The following is an 18992-nucleotide window of genomic DNA, read 5'->3' as shown; positions in this document are numbered from 1 at the left end:
AAAAACATATATTGATTTCACTGGAAATTATAAACAGAAGATTTTTGAACATGGTGATTACTTACGGAAATAAGATATAGCAGATGAAAAATGCGTTAGTGATTGATTTAGAGGCAGAGAAGCAAGAGATATTAAAAAGATACAGGGCACTTTTACGTGCCTGTAAACCCACCCTTCAGAGAGGAGATAAAAAAGAAATCAGAAAAGCTTTTGATATGGCACTGGAAAGCCATAAAAACATGCGGAGAAAGTCTGGAGAACCTTATATTTATCACCCCATTGCAGTAGCACAAATTGCTGCTGAAGAGATTGGACTGGGAACAACATCCATAGTTTGTGCATTACTGCACGATGTGGTAGAAGATACAGACATCACCCTGGAAGATATTGAACGTGAATTTGGGAAAAAGACGGCAAAGATCATTGACGGACTTACCAAAATATCAGGCGTTTTTGATTACAACAGCTCCCTGCAGGCAGAGAACTTCAGAAAAATGCTGCTTACCCTTGCAGATGATGTACGGGTAATTTTAATCAAACTTGCAGACAGGCTTCATAACATGCGTACGATGGATTTTATGCCGCGTCAAAAGCAGCTTAAAATTGCGTCCGAAACCATATACCTGTATGCGCCCCTTGCCCACCGCCTGGGTTTATATGCCATTAAGTCCGAACTGGAAGATCTTTCCATGAAATACCTGGAACCTGACACCTATAAATACATCGCGACACAGCTGAATGAAAAAAAGGCCGAACGTACGTTATTTATTAAAAGGTTTGTAGAACCGATTAACGAGATCCTTGCCGAGCAGGGATTAACCGCAGATATTTATGGACGCCCAAAATCGATCCATTCGATATGGAATAAGATGAAAAGCAAGAATATCCCGTTTGAAGAGGTGTACGACTTATTTGCCATCCGCATTATTCTGGACAGTTCTCCTGAACATGAAAAAGCAGATTGCTGGAAAGCATACTCCATCGTAACCGACCTTTACCGGCCAAATCCGGACAGATTAAGGGATTGGGTATCTTCTCCGAAAGGAAACGGATATGAATCTTTACATACCACGGTAATGGGGCCTAAGGGGCAATGGGTAGAAGTTCAGATCCGTACCCAGCGCATGAACGAAATTGCAGAAAAAGGATTTGCTGCCCACTGGAAATATAAAGAATCCAGCAATGACAATGGCTTAGACCAATGGATCATGAAAGTGCGGGAGATGCTGAATAATCCGGAAGCCAATGCGCTTGACTTTCTGGATGATTTTAAGATGAACCTCTTTTCTGATGAGATCTTTATCTTTACCCCAAAAGGCGCGCTGTTACAACTTCCACTGGGTGCTACAGCCCTCGATTTTGCATTTGAGATCCATACCGATGTAGGTGCAAAATGTATTGGCGCCAAAGTAAACCATAAGCTGGTTCCCCTATCCTACAAACTTCAGAATGGAGACCAGGTAGAGATCATCACCTCAAGCAAGCAAACCCCGAAAGAGGATTGGCTGAACATTGTGGTAACGGCAAAAGCCAAATCAAAGATCAAATCCTCACTGAAGGAAGAAAAGCGTAAAATTGCCGAAATGGGCAAAGAAGCGCTGGAACGTAAGCTCAAGTCCTTAAAAATAACCTACAATACAGACAATTTAAATAAACTCTCTTATTTCTTTAAACTGCCGTCAACACAGGAACTTTTTATTGCAGTAGCCAATGGCAAGATTGAGATCAAAGACCTTAAAGATTACCTGGCCAGTGAAAAAGAGATTGAAAACCGAGGATCGGAGAAAAATGATGAACAGAAGATCCAAACCTTATTAAATAAGATCAAAGGCCCCGGATCAGATACCCTGTTAATTGGAGAGGACCTGCAAAAAATTGACTATACCCTCGCTGCATGCTGCAATCCGATCCCGGGAGATGATGTTTTTGGATTTGTAACGGTTAATGAGGGCATTAAGATCCACCGTACCAACTGTCCAAATGCCGCACAGCTCATGGCAAATTACGGATACCGTGTAGTTAAAGCAAAATGGAACAAGCAACAGGAATTAACATTCCTGACAGGACTGCACATTATAGGAATTGATGATGTTGGATTAATAAACAACATTACCAAAGTTATATCTAATGATTTTAAAGTAAACATGCGTTCTATTACCGTAGACACGGATAATGGGATTTTTGATGGCTCAATAATGATCTTTGTAAATGATAAAGACCACTTAGACAACCTGATTGAAAACCTGCTCCGCGTTAAGGGTGTAACAGGCGTTACCAGGTTTGATGCTTAAATTGCGAATAAATCATTAGCGTTTTATATAAAAATTAATACCTTTGAAAGGAGTTAAAAACTATGTCTACAAACCACAACAGCGAGTTGGTAAGAAAAATATTCGAAGCCTATCTCGAAAATAAAAATCTAAGAAAAACACCTGAGCGTTTTGCGATCCTGGAAGAAATATATTCCAGAGACGATCACTTTGATGTAGAGACCCTCTATATCCATATGAAAAATCAAAAGTACCGCGTAAGCAGGGCTACCGTATACAATACATTAGAGCTTTTGGTTTCATGCGATCTGGTTACCAAACACCAGTTTGGCAAGAACATGGCACAGTTTGAAAAATCATATGGCTATCATCAGCATGACCACATCATCTGTATTGACTGCGGTAAGGTAGTAGAATTCTGCGACCCACGCGTTCATCAAATTCAGAGTATGGTTGGTGATCTGTTAAAATTTGAGATCAAACACCACTCTCTAAACCTTTATGGCGTTTGTTTTGATTGCTCGGCTAAAGCAGCCATGAACAATGCAAACATTAAACATGCAAGTTAAAATATCCAATTATAATATTTCTAGTTTTAAATTTAAATAATGACGCAAGTAGACGTGCTTCTGGGCCTGCAATGGGGCGATGAAGGCAAAGGAAAAATTGTTGATGTATTAAGTCCGCAATATGATTTGATAGCTCGTTTTCAAGGCGGTCCGAATGCTGGACATACTTTAGAGTTTGATGGCAAAAAGTTCGTTTTAAATACCATACCATCCGGTATTTTTAATGAAAAAACAATGAATTTAATAGGAAATGGTGTGGTTATAGATCCCATCATTCTAAAAAGAGAGTTAGACAACCTTAAAACAGCTGGTCATGACCCAATCGCAAAAGGCAAATTGGTCATTGCACGTAAGGCACATTTAATTTTACCTACCCACCAGCTGCTTGATGCCGCTAACGAACAAAAAATGGGTAAGGATAAAATTGGATCTACACTGAAAGGTATCGGACCAACTTATATGGATAAAACCGGCCGTAATGGTTTAAGGATTGGTGACACCACCCTTCCTGACTTTAAAGAACGGTATAATAAGCTGGTTGAAAAGCATAAAGAAATGCTTTCCCACTATAAATTTGAATACGATCTTGCTGAAAAAGAAGCTGCATTTTTTGAAGCCATTGAATTTATCAAGTCTATTCCACATGTAGACAGTGAGCATTTTGTAAATGGTTACCTGAAAGAAGGAAAAACCGTTCTTGCAGAAGGCGCACAAGGAACCTTGCTGGATGTTGATTTTGGATCCTATCCGTTTGTTACCTCTTCCAATACCACTACTGCCGGTGCATGCACAGGCTTGGGGATTGCCCCAAATAAGATTGGTAGCGTTTTTGGAATCTTTAAAGCCTATTGCACACGTGTTGGCGGCGGCCCTTTCCCTACTGAACTTGACAATGAAGTTGGTGAGAACCTGCGTCAGATCGGCCATGAGTTTGGTGCAACTACAGGACGTGCCCGCAGATGCGGCTGGATAGACCTGCCTGCCCTTAAATATGCGATCATGCTCAATGGGGTCACCGATTTGATCATGATGAAAGCAGACGTATTAGATGGCTTTGATACCATATACGCCTGTACCCATTATGAGCACAATGGAGAAACCATTGACTATATGCCGTATGATATTATCTCTGTAAAGCCAGTTCCGGTTTTAAAAGCCATTGAAGGATGGAAAACAGATGTAACTAAAGTAAATAAAGTAGAAGAAATACCTGCACAACTTTCTAATTACATCGCGTTCTTAGAAAAAGAGCTTGAAGTTCCGGTTAAGTACCTTTCTGTAGGACCAGACCGTGTTCAGACCCTGATCTTAAACTAGATCACATCCGGTTAAAACAAAAGGCGGCTATTTGCCGCCTTTTGTTTTACATACTATTTTTTACATTTGCCAGGCAAGATGAAAGTTCAGGATTTACACGTTTTTAAACAGCAGGCTTTACAATGGGCAAATACGTTTGACGTTTGCTGTTGTTTGGATTCAAATCATTACGCCGATGCTTACGGCGAATTTGATTTCATGCTTGCTGTAGGTGCAGATCAATCCATTCATGCAGAAACCGGATCTGCCTTTGAAGCACTAAAGTCTTTTTATGAGCGCCATAAGAACTGGATGTTCGGCCTGCTTAGCTATGACCTTAAAAACGAAGTGGAAAGCCTCAGCTCCTCCAACCCTGACCGCCTCTTATTTCCAGACCTTTATTTCTTTATCCCCAAATACCTGATCGTGATCAGGAATGGAGAACTGGAGATCATCATTGGAGATTCCAGTATATTGGAATTGATTACAAATACCCGCTTAAAAGAAACAGTTAGCCAGGACATTTCTATCCAGAGCAGGATCTCAAAAGAAGATTATCTGGATACCATCAATAAGCTAAAGCAGCATATTGTTCAAGGCGACATCTATGAAGTTAATTTTTGCCAGGAATTTTTTGCAGAACATGCAGAGATCGACCCACTAGCCGTTTATCATAAATTGAACGAATTATCCCCTACCCCATTTTCAGGATTCTTCAAAATCAATGAGCAGTACATCTTATCCGCCAGTCCGGAAAGATATCTGAGAAAGATTGGCGATCAGCTAATTTCGCAGCCTATAAAAGGAACGGCAAGGAGAAGTACAAACGAACAGGAAGACCGTGTCATCAGGGCAAACTTAAAAAAAGATGCCAAGGAACAGGCAGAAAATGTAATGATCGTAGACCTCGTAAGGAATGACCTCACAAAAACGGCAGCAAAGGGAAGTGTAAAAGTAGAAGAGCTTTTCGGCATTTATGGTTTTCCACAGGTTTACCAGATGATCTCTACGATCAGTTCCCGGCTTGATCCCGGCATACACTTTATCGATGCCATTAAAAATAGTTTCCCCATGGGCTCTATGACCGGGGCACCAAAAATTAAAGCAATGAACCTGATTGAACAGTATGAAAGCAGCAAACGGGGAGCATATTCCGGTGCTCTTGGATACCTGGCACCTTCAGGAAACTTTGATTTCAACGTCATTATCAGGAGCATCCTATATCAGTCTGCATCAAAGTACTTATCATTTCAGGTAGGCGGGGCCATTACCTATGCCTGTGTGGCCGAGAACGAATATGAAGAATGCTTATTGAAAGCGTCTCCAATCATTAAAACATTAAAAGGGCCGCATAAGCAGCCCTCTTAATCCTTATTTTACAGGTTTTCCTGTAGTAGAGTTATAATATCTTTGTGCTTCAGGCAAGTCTTTCTGAATTTGTGCAATCCGCGTTCCATCAGCGGGGTGCGTGCTTAAAAATTCAGGTGGTTTTTGTGATCCCTGGCTGGCAGAAGCCATGCGCTGCCAAAAGCTAACCGCATTGGTTGGGTTATATCCGGCCATAGACATAAAGATCAGTCCAAGATGGTCGGCTTCAAGTTCCTGGGTTCTTGAATTGGGCAACAGCACACCTGCCTGGGCACCAATTCCATAAACCTGGTTAATTACGGCCTGTGTGGTAGCAGATTTACTAGCAGTAGCAGCACCGATCAAGCTACCTATCCCTTCAGCAACAGCCGCCTTTGAGGCACGCTCTGAAGAGTGCTGGGCAACAGCATGCGCAATTTCATGTCCCATAACCGTAGCCAGTCCCGCGTCGTCCTTCGTAACCGGAAGGATTCCCGAATAAACAGCTACTTTACCACCCGGCATACACCAGGCATTTACCTCTTTACTGTCGATCAGGTTAAACTCCCAGCTAAAACCCTGGATCTGTGAACCATAACCATTTGCATTCATGTAACTGGTAACAGCAGCAGCAATTTTTTGCCCTATCCTTTTAACCCTTACGGCATCGGCATTATTTAAAACTTTAGTCTGTGGATCTTTTAAAAGTGCAGTATAGCTCTGTGCAGCAGCAGACTGCATTTCAGTTTCACTTACAAAACTAACCCGGTTCCTGCCGGAAAGCGGTACGGTTGAACATGCGTAGGCCAGCATTACTACTGCGGCAATACCCATCAATTTTAACTTATTCATCAGATAATTATTTAGTTATTTGTTTTTTAAACAGATAAACTTTTGATTCTTTTCCTTTGAGTAGTCTTTCCAGGTTCTTTTGATGCGTAATGAGAATTAAGACACAAACACACATCCCATAAAGAACTTCAGATTTTACTGATGACTGAAGTACGAATACCACACTTAACGGGAAGGTAAAACCTGCACATATAGAGCTTAGGGAAACGTAGTTGGTAGCCAACAATACAACAACAAAGACAAGAACACAAAGCATAGCTGCTGATGGGTTAACTGCCAAAATCATTCCAAAAAGAGTGGCTACTCCTTTTCCTCCCCTAAAGCCTGCAAATATTGGAAATAAATGTCCCATAACAGCGGTAACACCTAATGCAAGTTCATAATTAATAAATTGTGAGGAGTGTTGTGGTCCGGTAACAGACAGACCTATAAAGTAGGCAAGTTTGGTTGCGGTATATCCTTTTGCAATATCAATGGTCATGACTGCAATGCCTGCTTTTTTACCCAATACCCGGAATGTATTGGTTGCCCCTGCATTACCGCTGCCATATTCACGTACATCAACGCCATAAAACGCCTGCCCAAGCCAAACCGCGGTAGGTATAGACCCAAACAGGTAGGCAAGAATAACGGCGGAGATAGAATAGATCGAAATCATAACCTAAAAGGCTTTTAAACTCATGTCTAAACTCTTTACAGAATGCGTTAACGCACCCATAGAAATAAAATCAACCCCACAAGCGGCATATTCAGTAACATTCTGTTCGGTGATCCCTCCTGAAGCCTCAGTTAGAAAGCGGTGATCAATCAGCTGAACAGCCTTCTTTAAATCAGTAAAATTAAAATTATCCAGCATAATCCTGTCCACACCTTTTTGTTCAAGCACCTCATTGAGCTCTTCAAGGTTTCTCACTTCAATCTCGATCTGCAGTTCTTTACCCTTTTCTTTCAAATAGGAGTTTGCAGATTGGATTGCTGAAGCAATACCGCCAGCATAATCTACGTGATTATCCTTGATTAAGATCATATCATATAATCCAATACGGTGGTTTACCCCGCCGCCAATACGAACAGCCCATTTCTCCAGGTATCTTAAGCCAGGGGTTGTTTTACGGGTATCTAATATTTTAGTGGTATATGGCTCCAGAAGTTTTACAATTCGATGGGTAGTAGTCGCTATACCGCTCATGCGCTGCATACAGTTAAGCACCAATCTTTCAGCAAGCAAAATGGAATGTGTACTACCGGATACCGTCAATGCAATATCGCCATATTTAACCTCAGCGCCATCATTTATCAAAACTTCTACGGTAAGTGAAGCATCTACCTGGTTAAATATTTCCAGTGCCAATGCTACTCCAGCAATAATCCCGGGTTCCTTTATTAACAATTTCGCTTTACCCTGAGCATCGGCCGGTATCGTTGAAAGTGAGGTATGATCACCGTCACCCAAGTCTTCAGCTATAGCATTCTTTATAAATTGATCTACGATTTGCTTATCCAAAACTTAAATTTAAACCCAAAAATAGCATTTTTACTACTATTTCTCAGCCTCTATTCTCAATTCTGTGATAAAAAATGTACTTCCTGTCTTTTTCAGGGTGATAGACACTCTGAATGTACCATTCTTGGTTACCAGCGAAAGCGCCCCATAACGGTAATTTGGGTTGGTATTTAAACGGTGGATAACAGATGATTTTACAGGCGGGTATTTAATAAAAAAACTTCTTAAGATCTGTTCAGCCTGTGCTTTAGAATAAACATCTTCTTCGTCAATTATGATTAAGTCTACAGAAGCTGAAAAGTTTGAAGCGATGTCTTTTGAATTTCCCGATTTAAAATACCCGGATAAATCATCGATTATATCAGCTTCAACCGCATTTAAAGACGAAAATTGGATAAAAAAAATAAATATAGAGAGTAAGGGCTTCATCATCTTATATAGCTAATTATTTCATTCGCACACAAATTATGCCACTAATACATCATAAAAATCAAATTGCTTTAAAAAAAATCAGCAATAGACTTATATTTGCCAGGTACAGTCGACGTAAAAAATTTAGCAGATAATGAGCAATAAGAAAGTAGTACTACTGATCCTTGATGGATGGGGTTATGGAAAGAAAGACAAATCTGATGCAGCTTATGCCGCAAATACGCCATTCTTTGATTCTCTGTTACTAAAGTATCCCAATTCAAAATTGGAAGCTTCCGGTGAGGCCGTAGGTTTACCGGTAGGACAGATGGGAAATTCAGAAGTTGGACATATGAACCTGGGTGCCGGACGTGTCGTTTACCAGGAGCTTGGAAGAATTAACAAAGCAATAAGTGACCATTCCCTTCACGAAAATAAAACATTGCTGGACGCTTTCGATTACGCAAAAGCCAATAACAAACCGGTTCACTTTATCGGACTTGTGTCTGACGGAGGTGTACATGCTCATATTAATCATTTAAAGGCATTATGCGACGCTGCAGACGAACAAGGCTTGAAGGATGTGTTTATCCATGCTTTTTTAGACGGACGCGATACAGACCCCAATTCTGGCCTTAATTTTACCAAAGACCTGAATCACCATCTGGAAAATTCTTCCGCAAAGATAGCCAGTTTAATTGGCCGCTATTATGCCATGGACAGGGACAAAAGATGGGAACGGGTTAAGCTGGCCTACGACTTATTAACAAAAGGCACTGGACAAGCTGTAAGCGATCCCATTGCCGCAATAGAACAATCTTATCACGATGGAATTACAGATGAGTTCATTAAACCCATCGTAGTAACCAAACCCGATGGTACACCAACCGCAACCATACAGCCCGGAGATGTGGTCATCTGCTTCAACTACAGAACAGACAGGGGAAGGGAAATTACGGCCGTACTAACCCAGGAGGATTATCCTGAGTTTGATATGCATAAAATGCCCTTGTACTATGTGACAATGACGACCTATGATGAAAACTTCAAAGATGTAAAGGTCGTATTTACCAAAGACGACCTTTCACAAACACTGGGCGAAGTATTGGAAAGCCATAACAAAAATCAAATCAGGATTGCTGAAACGGAAAAATATCCGCACGTTACCTTCTTTTTCTCCGGAGGCAGGGAGCAGGAATTTAAAAATGAAAAAAGGATCCTTGTCCCTTCACCTAAAGTGGCAACGTATGACCTGCAGCCAGAAATGAGCGCCGCAGGGATCACGGAAGCCATTGTCAAAGAACTCGAATCAGGCTGGCCGGATTTTGTATGTCTGAACTTTGCCAATCCGGATATGGTAGGACATACCGGAGTTTTTGATGCGGTAGTTAAAGCCGTTGAAACTGCAGACAGTTGCACGGAGATCGTGGTAAATAAAGGACTTGAAAATGGATACTCATTTATCATCCTGGCAGATCATGGCAACTCTGAATTTATGGTAAACAATGATGGATCTGCAAATACAGCCCATACCACCAACCTGGTTCCCTGTATTTTAGTAGGCTCAGATTATACCAGCATCCGCGATGGAAAACTGGGCGATGTTGCACCAACCGTTTTACAGCTATTGGGAATTCCAAAACCAGAGATCATGACTGGTAACAGCCTGATATAATGAAGCGGATCCTTTCTATACCGGTTATCCTTTTGTTTTGTATCAGCTGCAATCCATCTGCAGAAGTCAGGCAAAAGGATAATTATTTTGACATTAAAGACTACTTTAATAAAGAGATTACCCGGCTCAGCTTAAAAAAACCAGTGTTCACAAAAACAGTAGCGGTCGATACGGCTTCAGAAACCAAAACCGTTAACATCAAAGACTGGAAGCGAGAATTGAGTGCCTTTACAGATGCAGATCTTAATAAAGCATCCTGGAAGGGCCTTTTTAAAGTTCAAAAAAACGGCAGCCAGGAAGTTTATACTTCAGATCATGAAAAAGTACCCGTAAAAAAGGTGACTGTATTTTATAAAGGAACGCAGGTTAAAGGCTTCAATATCCTGATCAGAAACAACAACTCCCTGTACACCTCAACAGATAGTCTCACTTACTATGCAGATAGTATCTACCGCGTTAAAAAAACACAGCACATCAGGCTGCTTTCCCCAAAGGTTTATACGATAACCGGAAAGTTTAAATAAAAAAAATGGGCTGCAAAACAGCCCATTTTTCATATGTAATATAAATTTCTTCTTATTTCAGACTGGTAATTTGGGCTTTCACATAATCAACCAAAGAAATGATGTCTTTACGCTGTGGCTGCATAACCAGGATCTTTTGAAAATCCGTCACAGAATTATTAAACAAAGCAATACAAGCGGTCTTTTCAGCAGTCTTCTTTATTTTGTATGATTTATAGATCGCATAGTCTTTGTAAGCCAGTCCCCTGTTTTGTAAAAGCTGGGCATCCTCTTCTCCATTGATCTCAATGGCTTTAGTGAAGTCCTTCAACGCAGAAAGATAAAAATTCTCTCTCATCTGGCTCAAAGATTCTTTAGGGTCATTGGCCACATTAAGGCGTGCTTTTCCCCGGTAATAATAAGCAGAATAATCAGACGGCTTTAAGGTGATGTAACGGCTGTAAGTAGAAACTGCATTTTCAAAATTGCCGCATTGATAATAGGAATAACCAAGCATCTTCAATACACCGGCATTATTGGGATCTTTGGTATCGGCTTTCTCCAATTGCGTTACGGCCGCTTTATAATCACCCTTTAACCAGGCTTGCATACCCAACTTATCGTAATTGTTGTTTTGCGCCATACCATTTATGGCAGAGATTACCAGTAATAAGATTAAAGTCTGTTTGAAATAGTTCATTAATTTTTATCTAATAAAAAATAAATATATTTAGTTTTAACCCAATCCCATAATAATTTTATCAACTATTTTTATGGCATCAAAATTAGTTGATGTAATTAAGGTATCTTTTGTGAATATGTTATAATAAACGCAAAAAAATAAAAATTATGATGTTTCAGTAATTATTATTTTTAACATGACGTTTTAACATAGAAAACATGGTATTTTAATTTTGGCACAGGAGTTGAAATTATGCTTATCTGATACTAAATACGGCGATTGAATGCGACATGCTGTCAGATTGTCGTTATAATTTTAAGAATAATAATTTAATGAGTAAACAAGATCGATTTGATTTTATCAATGCACTGCCTATCATAGATGAAGACACTGAGTTTTTCCCATTAATGTCCCAGCAGGATGAAGAAGAGATGAACAATGAGGAAACCCCGGATGTATTACCCATACTACCCTTAAGGAATACGGTGCTGTTTCCCGGAGTGGTCATTCCCATTACCGTAGGAAGAGATAAGTCAATAAAATTAATAAAAGAAGCTTACAAAGGAAACAAGATCATCGGTGTGGTATCACAGCGTGATATTTCCATTGAAGATCCTACCTTCGAGCAATTAAATAGTGTGGGTACTGTAGCCCATATCATTAAGATGCTGCAAATGCCCGACGGAAATACAACCGTAATCATCCAGGGCAAACAGCGCTTTCGTTTGGTTGAAGAAGTGAAATCTGAACCATACATCACGGTTAAGATCAACAAATTCACAGAAGCCAAACACAAAGGAGATAAAGAATTTAAAGCGCTTGTTGCATCCATCAAAGAGATGTCAACACAGATCATTCATTTATCACCAAACATTCCAAGTGAAGCAGGCATTGCACTAAAAAACATAGACAGCACCTCTTTCCTAATCAATTTCATCTCTTCCAACATGAATGCCGATGTTGCTGAAAAGCAAAAGATGCTGGAAATGACCAGTCTCCGTGACCGGGCAATGATGGTGATGAAATTGCTTACACTGGAATTGCAGATGCTCGAGCTGAAAAACCAGATCCAGTCCAAGGTACGCACTGACCTGGATAAACAGCAGCGTGATTATTTTTTAAATCAGCAGCTAAAAACCATCCAGGAAGAATTGGGCGGCAATTCTTCAGACATGGAATATGAAACCTTACAGGTACGCGCCAAAAAGAAAAAATGGGCGGTACATGTAAAAGATCATTTCAATAAAGAACTTGAAAAGCTGGGCAGGATGAACCCTGCGGCCCCCGACTACTCCGTTCAGATCAATTACCTGGAACTGCTTCTGGACCTGCCATGGAATGATTTCACAAAAGATAACTTCGACCTGAAACGCGCCCAGCGCATCTTGGACAAAGATCATTTCGGACTGGAAAAAGTAAAGCAGCGCATTGTAGAGTATCTGGCTGTCCTAAAACTTAAAAAGGACATGAAGGCCCCGATCATTTGCCTGGTTGGCCCTCCGGGAGTTGGAAAAACATCCCTCGGAAAATCAATCGCAAAAGCCCTAAACCGCAAATATGTACGTATGGCCCTTGGTGGAATACGCGATGAAGCAGAAATAAGAGGCCACAGAAAAACATACATCGGAGCAATGCCGGGCCGGATCATCCAGTCCATCAAGAAAGCCGGAGCAGCAAACCCTGTATTTGTACTCGACGAAATTGACAAAGTAGGATCAGACCACAGAGGTGACCCTTCTTCTGCCCTGCTGGAAGTTTTGGATCCGGAACAGAACAATGCGTTTAATGACCATTATGTAGAAACTGATTATGATCTGTCAAACATATTATTTATTGCCACGGCAAACACGTTAAACTCCATCCAGCCGGCCTTATTAGACCGTATGGAGATCATTGAGGTAAACGGATATACCATTGAAGAAAAGATTGAGATTGCTAAAAAATACCTGCTGCCTAAACAGAAAGAACAGCACGGAATAAAGACAAAGGACATCAATCTGAAGAATGCTTTAATTGAGAAGGTTATTGAAGATTATACCAGGGAATCTGGCGTACGCGGACTCGAAAAGAAGATCGGATCGCTGGTTCGTGGTATTGCAACCAAAATTGCAATGGACGAGGCATTTGAGCCAAACCTTTCTTATGACGACGTTGAACGGATCCTGGGAGCCCCGATCTACGATAAAGATCTGTATGAAGGTAATGAGGTTGCAGGAGTAGTTACCGGATTAGCATGGACACAGGTTGGCGGTGACATTCTATTTATTGAAGCAAGTTTAAGTCCCGGAAAAGGTAAATTAACCCTAACCGGAAACCTTGGTGAAGTAATGAAAGAATCTGCCATCATAGCTTTAGCTTATCTAAGGGCACATGCAGACCTGTTTGGAATTGATCATTTGGTATTTGACCAATGGGATATTCACGTTCACGTACCTGCAGGTGCAACGCCTAAAGATGGCCCTTCAGCAGGGATCACCATGCTTACCGCCTTAACCTCTGCATTTACACAACGTAAAGTAAAATCGAACCTGGCAATGACCGGTGAAATTACACTTCGTGGCAAGGTATTGCCAGTTGGCGGCATTAAGGAAAAAATCCTGGCTGCTAAAAGGGCAAACATCAAAGACATCATCTTATGTAAATCAAATCGTAAAGATATTCTGGAAATCAAGGAAAGCTATATTAAAGACCTCAACTTCCATTACGTAACCGAAATGAAAGAGGTTATCGATATAGCATTAACAAAGGACAAAGTAAAAAATGCACAAAATATAACGGTTAAGACTAAGGATCAGCCTGCTAATTAATTTATTTTGTTTATACTTGGTTAAAAATTAACCAAATGAAAACAACTAAATTATTGCTAAGCTTACTACTGGTTGTAGTAACTCTCAAATCTTTTGCACAGGAAAGCACTACACCTGTAAAACGTGCACAAAATGTATTTGTTGAATTGGGCGGACAAGGCCTTATCTTTTCCGCCAATTACGATACCCGGTTTGGCAACAGAAGAGATGGCCTTGGAGGAAGAGCTGGTATAGGTTATATAGGAGCTGATGGTGATAACATCACAACAGTTCCTATATCATTAAACTACTTGCTGGGCAAAGGAAAAAACTTCTTTGAGGTAGGTCTTGGAGCTACATTTACATCCCTTACAGCCTCCGGAGAAAGCTTTATATTTGACGAAGGCACAAGCAGTTCAGTAATTGGAACAATGAGTTTTGCTTATCGCCTGCAGCCAGTAGATAGTGGCTTTGCGCTTAGAGCAGGATTTACTCCTGTCTTTAGTGGGACTAATTTCATCCCCTATTATGCTGGATTTAGCTTAGGGTATACTTTTTAGCTATTTATAGTAGCCATTTTATTTCTTATGCCAGGGTCAGCACTGACTGCAATTTTAAATGCTTCAAATAATCTCAAATAAAAACATAAAACTTCGGTACTTTTGCCGGAGTTTTTCTTTTATAACACCTATGAATAAATTTCTCCTGATTATTGCGGTTGGTACTTTACTGTTTTTTAATGCAAATGCACAGACTTATAAAAATGAGTTTGGATTTAAAAGTGACAATGATTCTTACCTGGCCCAGGGCTCTGACCGGTATTACACCAATGGACTATTTTTAAGCTTTCGCAGGGCAGTGAACCAGTCGGCATTAAAAGAAGGACTGGAAAAAAAGACCTATGAAATCTCCGCCGGACAGAAAATGTACAATCCAATATCAGGATACGCACCGGATCCAAACAGGCAGGACAGACCATTTGCCGGATACCTGTACTTAGGCGGCGCACTTAGCTGGTTTAAAAGCAATGAAAGTGTTTTAAAGGCTAGTGCAGAAATTGGAACTACTGGTCCAAATTCCTTAGCAGAAGACGGACAGGAACTCCTGCACAATACCGTAGGATTTTATGAACTCGACGGCTGGCAGTACCAGATCAGGAATGAGATGGCTGTAAACCTTTCACTGCAATACACCAGACTGCTTACACGGCTATCAAATAACGCCACAGACCTTTCTTTTGAAGGTTACGCCAATGCAGGAACAACCTTTAGTGGTGCAGGGGCAGGCGTACTATTCAGGGCAGGTGCCATTAACCAGCTATTTAATTCAGCTTACACAAATGCAGTTATCGGAAACCAGGCAAAGACTAAAGCGCTGGTAAAAAGAGAGATCTTCTTCTATGCCAAGCCACAATTAAACTTTGTAGCTTACGATGCAACCATCCAGGGAAGTATGTTCAACAACAACAGTCCGGTTACATTTGATGTAAAACCAGTTGTATTCGCACAGCAGATTGGATTTAATTACAGCTCACAGCGTTTCACGTTCGACTTCAGCATGCTTTTTAAGACCAAAGAAATTAAAAGTACAGCCAAAGCACACCAGTACGGCTCAATCAGCATGTACTACCGCTTTAACTAATCGGCTTGAGGGCGCTTTCTGAATTCCTTCTTAGCAGCAACAGATTGTTTATCTGCCAGTCTTTTCCGAATTACAGATTTAGGCGTTTTAGTCGGCTTTCTTACTTTGTTTACATGCAATGCCGACTTTAATAATGCGATCAATTTAACAACGGTACGCTCCTTATTCATCAGCTGACTGCGGTCTTCCTGAGAAACGACGTGCAGATTGCCTTCCAAATCTAAACGATGTACCAATTTATCCTGCAAAAGCAGCCGCTCTGCATCTGTAAAAAATGGGGCATCATTGACATTTAAGATCAGCTCTACTTTGCTGGAAACTTTGTTTACATTTTGTCCGCCCTTACCCCCGCTTCTGGAAGTTTTAAAAGTAACGGCCTTAATGACATCATCTTTATTTGGTAACATCCTGTAAAAGTAATTAACTTTGTGCGATATGAGAAAAAACCTTGTAGTTGCCATTGATGGTTATTCATCGTGTGGAAAGAGTACGCTGGCAAAAGCATTAGCGAAAAAGCTGGGCTTTATTTATATAGACAGTGGATCAATGTACAGGGCAGTTACCCTTTTCTTTATTAGAAACCAGGTAGAGATCAATAATCCGGAGGCAGTATCAGATGCCCTCCAGCATATAGAACTGAACTTTCATTCCAGGGATTATCAGTCGCACATTACATTAAACGGCGAAGAAGTATCTGAAGAGATCCGGCAGATGCCCGTTTCAGAAACCGTAAGTGAGATCTCAGCAAACAAGCAAGTCCGCAAAGAAATGGTAAAACAGCAGCAGCGGATGGGGAAATCAAAAAACATTGTCATGGACGGAAGGGATATTGGTACCACTGTTTTTGAAGATGCACAGGTTAAATTCTTCATGACAGCCGACCCGAAGATCAGGGCAGAGCGCCGTTTTAAAGAATTGCAAACCAAAGGCGATACCACCACTACCCTGGAAGAAGTTTTCGAGAATCTGGCACACCGGGACTATGCAGACACAACCAGAGTTGAAAGTCCGCTAACGCGGGCAGATGATGCAATTATCTTAGACAATACAGAGCTTACCGAAGAAGAGCAGCTTAATTTCGCACTGGAACAAGTACAACAGCACTTACACTTATAGTTCACATACCGCTCCAACAGTTATCATACCGTTCTATATAAATTCGCAATTATATTTCAATGAAGATCCTGATTGTTGAAGACGAGAAAAACCTGGCCTTAGAAATGGCAATATTTCTTGGTAAAGAAGGATATACAGTAGAACATGCCTGGAAAAAGTCTTCCGCCGAAGAAAAGATCTTTGTCAATTCGTACGATTTTATCCTGCTGGACCTAGGACTGCCCGGAGGTGATGGCTTCGAACTTTTAAACCAGCTTAAAAAGATTAGCGGCCGTGAAGATGCGGTCATTATATTAACAGCACGCGGAGCGGTAGATGACCGCATCAAAGGGCTTGAAGCAGGGGCCGATGATTACCTGGCAAAACCATTTTCGCTAACAGAACTTCTGGCAAGAATGCATGCGATCATCAGGCGCAAGCACAAGCTTGAAATGAATGAGGTTATGATCCATAAGTTTATACTCGATATCAGAAACCATCAGGTATGCTTTAACGGAGAAAAACTCAACCTGACCAATAAAGAATTTGAAATATTCAATTACCTCGTTTTAAATAAAAACAGGGTAATATCCAGGGTAAATTTAACCGAACACGTTTGGGGAGATATTCTTGAAATTAATTCTGATTCTAACTTTGTCGATGTTCATGTAAAAAACCTAAGAAAAAAACTCGCTGTACATGCAGCCATAGAATGGTTTGAAACCGTTAGAAGTATTGGATACCGGATTAATTTGTAGCCTAAGTAAAGCCGTGTTATGAAATTACAGTTTAAACTCGCTTTATACAATACCCTAACAAAGGTTGCCATTATTACGTTGCTGGGAATTCTCATCCTCGCATCGATCAATCACATTTCAACAAAACACATACAACAGCGCCTTTTACAAAAGAAAAGCAAGCTGATTTTAAACCTGTCTAATGTTGAAATTAATGACCTCCTCACCAAACAGGGAACATTTACAGATTATAACCTGCTCAAAGAAGAATACATCATTCTCAAAGAGGTGGCAAATACGAAAGTCCCACTTAAACAATACTTCATTACAGAGCAGAAAAGTATAGAAGGAAGCAATGAAGAATATCAGATCTTAATAGCAGATTTTATTTATGAAGGTAAAACATACCAGCTGGAGTTAGGAGAAACCAGGTCTAACATCTCACAACTGGAACATACCATCTCCGTATTTACCTTTTTCATTCTTATTGTTGCGGTGGTATTGACATTGATTGCAGATCTCGCATTTACTCAATTTTTATTAGCGCCCTTATATCAAATTATAGACAAGAAACTCAATAAGGTAAATGATCCTATAAATTTCAATTATGAACCTGTGGCTACTACAACGCAGGATTTTAAAATTTTGGACCAAAGCATCAGCTCCCTGATGAACAAGATTGCCACACTCTTTCTTACTGAAAAAGAATTTATTGCCAATGTATCCCATGAACTGCTAACGCCAATATCCATATTAAACACCAGGCTGGAAAACCTGCTAAATGATGAACAGCTAACCTCAGAAGGTGAAAACAAGATTTTTGCATGTCTAAAAACATTGAGCCGCCTAAAGTCTATCATAAACAGTTTACTGTTAATATCAAAAGTAGAGAACAATCAATACCATAAAAAAGACAGCATCTCCATTAAAGAAACCGTAGCAGAAGTATTTGAAGAATTACAGCACCGGCTTATGATGATGGACTTAAAAATGGAAATGAATATATCCACAGATCATACTTTTTATGGAAATCAATCTCTGATCCACACGTTATTGATGAATTTAATCAGCAATGCAATTAAATACAATATTCCATCGGGTACTATAAATGTCTATAGCCTGAACAGTAAGTATGGCTTCGGACTTTTTATTGAAGATACCGGAAAAGGTATGGATGCAGAACAGGTGCAAAATGCTTTTGTACGTTTTGAAAAATTTCAATCAGAAAAAGAAGACAGCCACGGACTGGGGCTTGCAATAGCAAGGAGTATAGCCGCTTTTCATCAAATTGAACTGACCATAGAATCACATAAAGGAAAAGGCACCCGCCTCAAATTACATTTTCCAAACTAACCTTAAAACTTCATGAAATCTTCATGTAGGGTCTGCAACTTTGATCTAAGAAATCACTAAATAATAACCACATGAAAAAAACAATTTTAGCGTTAGCATTCGTTGCAACCACGTTCGGCGCATTCGCACAAACACCTTCAACCCCACAAAAACCAGCAGTCCACAAGACGAAGTCACATAAAAAAACAGCAGAAAAGAAAGTTGTACCCGTTGTTACGACAAAGACAGTAGAAAAAAAGAAATCAGGTAAATAAACAGGTTCAATATTTAC

General features: G+C 40.3%; 19 protein-coding genes. 13 read left to right on the top strand and 6 right to left on the bottom strand.

Translation table 11 applies throughout. The features are described 5' to 3' along the window. The first annotated feature begins 83 nt into the window (after positions 1-83). The 4 genes from ATK78_RS18950 to ATK78_RS18935 all read left to right on the top strand — a co-directional run bounded on the left by ATK78_RS18950 (position 84) and on the right by ATK78_RS18935 (position 5503). Positions 84-2291, top strand: coding sequence for a RelA/SpoT family protein (locus ATK78_RS18950; protein WP_133577707.1), 2208 nt, complete (start codon positions 84-86; stop codon positions 2289-2291). A gap of 62 nt (positions 2292-2353) precedes the next feature. Continuing rightward, positions 2354-2839 (top strand): Fur family transcriptional regulator, encoded by a 486-nt coding sequence (locus ATK78_RS18945; RefSeq protein ID WP_133577706.1) that lies wholly within the window; start codon positions 2354-2356, stop codon positions 2837-2839. A gap of 39 nt (positions 2840-2878) precedes the next feature. Continuing rightward, positions 2879-4156 (top strand): adenylosuccinate synthase, encoded by a 1278-nt coding sequence (locus tag ATK78_RS18940; protein ID WP_133577705.1) that lies wholly within the window; start codon positions 2879-2881, stop codon positions 4154-4156. A 78-nt stretch (positions 4157-4234) separates the two neighbouring features. Further along, positions 4235-5503, top strand: coding sequence for an anthranilate synthase component I family protein (locus ATK78_RS18935; RefSeq protein ID WP_133577704.1), 1269 nt, complete (start codon positions 4235-4237; stop codon positions 5501-5503). Between the two features lie 3 nt (positions 5504-5506). Here ATK78_RS18935 and ATK78_RS18930 read toward each other — a convergent pair whose 3' ends face one another. From ATK78_RS18930 to ATK78_RS18915, 4 genes are read right to left on the bottom strand one after another with little or no spacing between them, the layout of a single operon-like run. After that, positions 5507-6334, bottom strand: a complete 828-nt coding sequence (locus tag ATK78_RS18930) for a M48 family metallopeptidase (RefSeq protein WP_133577703.1) — start codon at positions 6332-6334, stop codon at positions 5507-5509. 7 nt (positions 6335-6341) lie between these two features. After that, a complete protein-coding gene (gene plsY, locus ATK78_RS18925; RefSeq protein ID WP_133577702.1) occupies positions 6342-6992 on the bottom strand; it encodes a glycerol-3-phosphate 1-O-acyltransferase PlsY in 651 nt (216 codons plus the stop codon). Positions 6993-6995: 3 nt separating this feature from the next. Continuing rightward, positions 6996-7838, bottom strand: coding sequence for a carboxylating nicotinate-nucleotide diphosphorylase (gene nadC / locus ATK78_RS18920; protein WP_133577701.1), 843 nt, complete (start codon positions 7836-7838; stop codon positions 6996-6998). A 36-nt stretch (positions 7839-7874) separates the two neighbouring features. After that, positions 7875-8270 (bottom strand): DUF4783 domain-containing protein, encoded by a 396-nt coding sequence (locus tag ATK78_RS18915; RefSeq protein WP_243732575.1) that lies wholly within the window; start codon positions 8268-8270, stop codon positions 7875-7877. Positions 8271-8403: 133 nt separating this feature from the next. Between ATK78_RS18915 and gpmI the strand changes: the two genes are divergently transcribed. Beyond that, complete coding sequence (gpmI, locus tag ATK78_RS18910) at positions 8404-9924, top strand: 2,3-bisphosphoglycerate-independent phosphoglycerate mutase (RefSeq protein ID WP_133577700.1); 1521 nt, start codon at positions 8404-8406, stop codon at positions 9922-9924. Beyond that, complete coding sequence (locus tag ATK78_RS18905) at positions 9924-10448, top strand: hypothetical protein (protein WP_133577699.1); 525 nt, start codon at positions 9924-9926, stop codon at positions 10446-10448. The genes gpmI and ATK78_RS18905 overlap by 1 nt, the downstream gene beginning before the upstream one ends. Before the next feature lie 52 nt (positions 10449-10500). Here the strand turns inward: ATK78_RS18905 and ATK78_RS18900 are convergent, their stop codons facing one another. Next, a complete protein-coding gene (locus ATK78_RS18900; RefSeq protein ID WP_133577698.1) occupies positions 10501-11127 on the bottom strand; it encodes a tetratricopeptide repeat protein in 627 nt (208 codons plus the stop codon). A gap of 314 nt (positions 11128-11441) precedes the next feature. Here ATK78_RS18900 and lon point away from each other — a divergent pair, with 314 nt between their 5' ends. The 3 genes from lon (at position 11442) to ATK78_RS18885 (ending at position 15536) form a co-directional block, all read left to right on the top strand. Further along, on the top strand, positions 11442-13916 hold the full coding sequence (gene lon / locus ATK78_RS18895) for an endopeptidase La (protein ID WP_133577697.1): 2475 nt from the start codon (positions 11442-11444) through the stop codon (positions 13914-13916). A gap of 35 nt (positions 13917-13951) precedes the next feature. Then, positions 13952-14455: a hypothetical protein gene (locus ATK78_RS18890; RefSeq protein ID WP_133577696.1), complete on the top strand. Its 504-nt coding sequence runs from the start codon at positions 13952-13954 to the stop codon at positions 14453-14455. A gap of 130 nt (positions 14456-14585) precedes the next feature. After that, positions 14586-15536: a lipid A deacylase LpxR family protein gene (locus ATK78_RS18885; RefSeq protein ID WP_133577695.1), complete on the top strand. Its 951-nt coding sequence runs from the start codon at positions 14586-14588 to the stop codon at positions 15534-15536. On the opposite strand, the gene ATK78_RS18880 is transcribed toward ATK78_RS18885, so the two are convergent. Beyond that, entirely contained in the window at positions 15533-15943 is a 411-nt protein-coding gene (locus ATK78_RS18880; RefSeq protein ID WP_133577694.1) for a peptide chain release factor-like protein, read from the bottom strand. The genes ATK78_RS18885 and ATK78_RS18880 overlap by 4 nt on opposite strands. Positions 15944-15971: 28 nt before the next feature. On the opposite strand from ATK78_RS18880, the gene cmk reads away from it, so the two are divergent. The 4 genes from cmk (at position 15972) to ATK78_RS18860 (ending at position 18975) form a co-directional block, all read left to right on the top strand. Continuing rightward, positions 15972-16652 (top strand): (d)CMP kinase, encoded by a 681-nt coding sequence (gene cmk, locus ATK78_RS18875; protein ID WP_133577693.1) that lies wholly within the window; start codon positions 15972-15974, stop codon positions 16650-16652. Between the two features lie 59 nt (positions 16653-16711). Continuing rightward, positions 16712-17389 (top strand): response regulator transcription factor, encoded by a 678-nt coding sequence (locus ATK78_RS18870; protein ID WP_133577692.1) that lies wholly within the window; start codon positions 16712-16714, stop codon positions 17387-17389. Positions 17390-17407: 18 nt separating this feature from the next. Beyond that, positions 17408-18721, top strand: a complete 1314-nt coding sequence (locus ATK78_RS18865) for a sensor histidine kinase (protein ID WP_133577691.1) — start codon at positions 17408-17410, stop codon at positions 18719-18721. 71 nt (positions 18722-18792) lie between these two features. Beyond that, positions 18793-18975 (top strand): hypothetical protein, encoded by a 183-nt coding sequence (locus tag ATK78_RS18860; RefSeq protein ID WP_133577690.1) that lies wholly within the window; start codon positions 18793-18795, stop codon positions 18973-18975. Positions 18976-18992: the final 17 nt, after the last annotated feature.

It is taken from the genome of Pedobacter metabolipauper, assembly GCF_004362715.1.
Lineage (GTDB): Bacteria > Bacteroidota > Bacteroidia > Sphingobacteriales > Sphingobacteriaceae > Pedobacter > Pedobacter metabolipauper.
The sequence above is the reverse complement of the archived record's forward strand: the minus strand, read 5'-3'. Positions and strand labels throughout refer to the sequence as shown.